Annotated in this window: 2 protein-coding genes and 1 pseudogene; 2 read left to right on the forward strand and 1 reads right to left on the reverse strand. The window is 60.3% G+C overall.

Translation table 11 applies throughout. The features are described from left to right. On the reverse strand, window positions 1-646 hold a 646-nt coding region (locus AACS18_RS17195; RefSeq protein WP_108612828.1), incomplete at its 3' end, for an electron transfer flavoprotein subunit beta/FixA family protein. A gap of 169 nt (window positions 647-815) precedes the next feature. Here AACS18_RS17195 and AACS18_RS17200 point away from each other — a divergent pair. Then, a complete protein-coding gene (locus AACS18_RS17200) occupies window positions 816-2,459 on the forward strand; it encodes an electron transfer flavoprotein-ubiquinone oxidoreductase (RefSeq protein WP_108612826.1) in 1,644 nt (547 codons plus the stop codon). A gap of 282 nt (window positions 2,460-2,741) precedes the next feature. Then, window positions 2,742-2,841, forward strand: a pseudogene (locus AACS18_RS17205) (magnesium/cobalt transporter CorA); the annotation flags it as partial.

The following is a 2,841-nucleotide window of genomic DNA, read 5'->3' on the forward strand; positions in this document are numbered from 1 at the left end:
GGGTCTGGTTGGCCAACTCAACGGCGAGTGTCGAGAACGGAGCGCTATCAAGCGGCTTGCGCTTGGCCTTCATGATGTTGGGCAACGAAGCAAAGCGCGGTTCATTCAAACGCAGATCGGCGCTCACCACCGCAGGCAACGGCATGCCGAGGGTCTCGAGGCCTCCGTCAATTTCGCGGGTCACCAGCAGTTCTCCCGCTTCCACCTTGAGGGCTGACGCACAGGTCGCCAGCGGCCAATCATTGAGGGCAGCCAGCATCTGGGCCACCTGATTGTTGTCTGAATCGATGGACTGCTTGCCGAGTAGCACCAGATCCGGCTGCTCCTGCTCACACACCTTGTGCAAGGCGCGGGCGACAGTCAGCGGGGTGAGCGCCTCATCGGTGACATAATGTAGCGCCCGATCCGCCCCCAGCGCCAGCCCATGGCGCAGTTGCTCGGCGGCAGCGTCAGGGCCAAAGGTCACCACCACCAGTTCGCTGGCAACCCCGGCTTCCCGCAGCCTGACCCCCTCCTCCACCGCAATTTCACAAAAGGGGTTGATCCCCATCTTCACATTGGCGAGCTCCACGTCGGAGCCGTCTCCCTTCACCCGGATCTTGACGTTGTAGTCGACTACCCGTTTGATTGCGACCAGCAGCTTCATGGGGTCATGCCTCGTCTCTTTGGATTGAATTCATTAGTGTGCCTCTGCGTTTGTTGCAGTACGCTCTTCCCTGATTTTTTGCTTTTTCTTGCTCAGTTTTGCTTACAACTGCTTTACGTTTACGTAAACTACCAGCATTACCCTAGGCCAACCAGAGCGCAGAGGCAAGATGGAACGGGAAGCAATGGAATTTGATGTCGTCATCGTCGGCGGCGGTCCGGCGGGGCTCAGTGCAGCCATCGCCCTGAAACAGCAGGATGCCACTCTCTCTGTCTGTCTGCTGGAGAAGGGAGCGGAAATTGGCGCCCATCTGCTCTCCGGCGCCCTGTTTGATCCCGTCGCCTTGGAAGAGCTGCTGCCGGATGGCTGGCAGCAAGCGCCGCTCGGCGTGCCGGTCAGCGACGATCAGGTTCATCTGCTGCAAAGCGAGCAACGTTCCCTGCAACTCCCCGCCTGGGCGGTGCCGCCCCGGATGCACAATGAGGGCTGTCACATCATCAGCCTCGGCAATCTCTGCCGCTGGCTTGGCCAACAGGCGGAAAAACTGGGAGTCGAAATATACCCGGGATTTACCGCCAGCGAACTTATCATGGAAGCGGGCCGGGTCAAGGGGGTGATCACCGGCGATCTGGGGCTGGATCGGGCGGGCAATCCGAAAGCAGATCATGTGCCCGGCATGGCACTGCTCGGTCGCTACACCCTCTTTGCCGAAGGGGCCCGCGGTCATCTCGGCAAGCAGCTGATCGCCGACTTCAACCTGGCAAGCCCTGCCCAGCCCCAGCACTATGCCATCGGTTTCAAGGAGCTGTGGCAACTGCCTGCTGGCCAAGGCAAAGCAGGACAGGTGCTGCACGGCAGTGGCTGGCCCCTTGGCAAGCAGGGGGGCGGCAATAGCCACGGTGGCTTCTATCTCTATCACATGGAGGGGGATCAGGTCGCGGTCGGGCTGATTGTCGATCTCAACTACCAGAATCCCTGGCTCAGCCCGTTCGACGAATTCCAGCGCCTCAAGCATCACCCGCTTATCGCTGGCGTGTTGCAAGATGGGGAGCGCATCAGCTATGGCGCCCGCGCCATCACCAAGGGGGGCTGGCACGCCCTGCCCCGCATGCACTTCCCGGGCGGCCTGCTGATCGGTTGTGATGCGGGCACCCTCGACTTTTCCCGGATCAAGGGGATCCACACCGCCATGAAGTCCGGCATGCTGGCGGCAAAAACCGTCGCGATGGCGCTGCAGGGGGGCGATGAAGGGGGCCGGGATCTGGCCCAGTATGGTGACGAGCTGCACCAGAGCTGGCTGGCCCGCGAACTCAAGGCGGCGCGCAACTTCGGCGCGGCGCTTCACCGCTATGGTCCCTGGTTGGGCGGTGCCTTCAACTGGCTGGAGCAACAGCTGTTTGGCGCAAACTCGCCCTTCAAGCTGCTCGATAAGGCTCACGATTACCGTCAGCTACGCGTGGCCAGCCGCTGCGAGCCCATCACTTATCCCAAACCCGATGGCAAGCTGAGCTTTGACAAACTCTCGTCTGTGTATCTGGCCAACACCAGTCACGATGAGGATCAGCCTTGCCACCTCAAGCTGCAGGACGAGCGCATTCCGGTCGAGGTCAATCTGCCCACCTGGGCCGAACCCGCCCAACGCTATTGCCCGGCCGGGGTGTTTGAAGTACTGGAAACGGAAGGCGCGGCCAAACTGCAGATCAACGCCGCCAACTGCATTCACTGCAAGACCTGTGACATTAAAGATCCCAGTCAAAACATCGTCTGGACACCGCCACAGGGGGGCTCCGGGCCCAATTATCCGAATATGTGATGAAGCGGGGCAGCGGCAACAAGCAGCCCCAGCTAGCCCTCCCCCAGCCAAAGGCTGGGTTCTACCCCGCATAGCCGCTCAGGTGATCCGACCTCGCTGTTTTTTTGAACAAACAAGCTGAATCCCTGATGAATAGCCCCTGACAAGCGCGGCCCGCCCCTGTATAGTTCGCCGCATTCAGGTTTTCCATCGGCCCCCACGGGATCGCCTTCTGCAGCGATCTAAGGCCGCATGACCTGTGCAACCATCCCTGATTACCCATGACTTTTTAAGGGGGGACAGATGATCACCGCCTACATTCTCAACAACAAGGTGCTGGACATAGTCACGCTCGGGCCTGACGACATAGTACCTGACAACACGGTCTGGCTGGATGCCTACA

The sequence above is a fragment of the Aeromonas sp. HMWF015 genome, assembly GCF_963878965.1.
GTDB classification, from domain to species: Bacteria; Pseudomonadota; Gammaproteobacteria; order Enterobacterales; family Aeromonadaceae; genus Aeromonas; species Aeromonas veronii.

Excerpts from the sequence above, each read along its gene's own strand:
- AACS18_RS17200 (WP_108612826.1), top strand. The coding sequence starts at position 816 with ATGGAACGGGAAGCAATGGAATTTGATGTCGTCATCGTCGGCGGCGGT.